Source organism: bacterium endosymbiont of Bathymodiolus sp. 5 South (assembly GCF_900128535.1).
GTDB lineage: Bacteria > Pseudomonadota > Gammaproteobacteria > PS1 > Pseudothioglobaceae > Thiodubiliella.
On record NZ_FQTR01000265.1, the window covers coordinates 1 to 1,687 of the forward strand.

Annotated in this window: 1 protein-coding gene; it reads right to left on the minus strand. The window is 45.9% G+C overall.

Annotated elements, in window-relative coordinates:
• Window positions 1-195: 195 nt before the first annotated feature.
• On the minus strand, window positions 196-1,687 hold a 1,492-nt coding region (locus BBROOKSOX_RS10685), incomplete at its 5' end, for a galactose-binding domain-containing protein (protein ID WP_180324010.1).

A 1,687-nucleotide genomic window follows, 5' to 3' on the forward strand; every position in this document is an offset into this window, starting at 1 on the left:
CAAAACGACCAAGAAATAAGAGGTATTTTAGCAAAAGTTGGTTGATTTGTCTATGGTTATTGTTGGTTTTATTGTTATAAATCAATTTGTTGTGTGGTTTTTAAGGGTTGACTAGTTAGTTTGTTGAGTGCATTTGTCATGTTTTTCATTTTCAAAAATAATGATTAAAAACTTTAAGTTGATACTAGCCTATATTTAATCGGATGTAGGGGTAAGTCCTCCAATATTCAGATCACCCCACACCGTGATTGTTCCGTTAGCTTTAACGGCGGCAAAGGCACTCCAAGTTGAATAAATCTTGGTATAGCCATTACCAGAGGGTGCACCTGTACCTCCAGAACCTGAATCACCCCACGCCGTGATTGAGCCATTGGTTTTAAGGGCGGCAAAGGCACTATCAGTTGAATAAATCTTAGTATAGCCACTACCAGAGGGTGCACCTATACCTCCAGCATGCGGATAACCCCACGCCGTGATTGCTCCATCAGCTTTAACGGCGGCAAAGGCACCATAAGTTGAATAAATTTTGGTATAGCCACTACCAGAAGGCGCGCCTGTGCCTCCAGTATCTGAATTACCCCACGCCGTGATTGAGCCATTGGTTTTAAAGGCGGCAAAGGCACTATCAGTTGAATAAATCTTAGTATAGCCACTACCAGAGGGTGCACCTGTGCCTCCAGCATTTGAGTTACCCCACGCCGTGATTGAGCCATCGGCTTTAAGGGCGGCAAAGGCATGCCTAGTTGAATAAATCTTGGTATAGCCACTACCAGAGGGTGCACCTGCACCTCCAGCATCTGAGTCACCCCACGCCGTGATTGAACCATCGGTTTTAAGGGCGGCAAAGGCACCATAAGTTGAATAAATCTTGGTATAGCCACTACCAGAGGGTGCACCTGCACCTCCAAAATCTGGGTCACCCCACGCCGTGATTGAGCCATCGGCTTTAAGGGCGGCAAAGGCATTCCCAGTTGAATAAATCTTGGTATAGACAGTACCAGAGGATGCACCTACACCTCCAAAATCTAAGTCACCCCACGTCGCGATTGAACCATCGGTTTTAAGGGCAGCAAAGGCACCATAAGTTGAATAAATCTTGGTATAGCCACTACCAGAGGGTGCACCTGTGCCTCCAGAATCCGGGTCACCCCACGCCGTGATTGAACCATCGGTTTTAAGGGCAGCAAAGGCAAACCCAGTTGAATAAATCTTGGTATAGCCAGCACCAGAGGGTGCACCTGCACCTCCAGAATCCGACTCACCCCACGCCGTGATTGACTTGTCAGCCTTAACAGCGGCAAAGGCGGAAAAGTTAGGATAATTTGGCGCGTTATACCACCCACCAAAATTATTCAGGGCACTAGAGACATCCACCTCAGCAAAACGCAAAGGATCAACACCCATAACCTGAACTTCTGCTAGAGACAGATAGTCCTTATCAAGCAACTGGATTCTAACATAGCGACCTTGTTTGCCTGATGCGTCCAATTGAATGATTTTTTTAGGATTGGGTGCGACATGAAAGTCTTGTTGATAGATATGGGTGCTGAAGTCTGCTTTATTAGAAATACTAACTTGGTAGTTGCTTAGTCTATTTGCACAGCAATCAGTGCGGTTGTAGATAATGATTTGCTTGATGTTTTTTTGACCGCCTAGATCAACCTGCCACCAAGCGCCTTGTTCATAG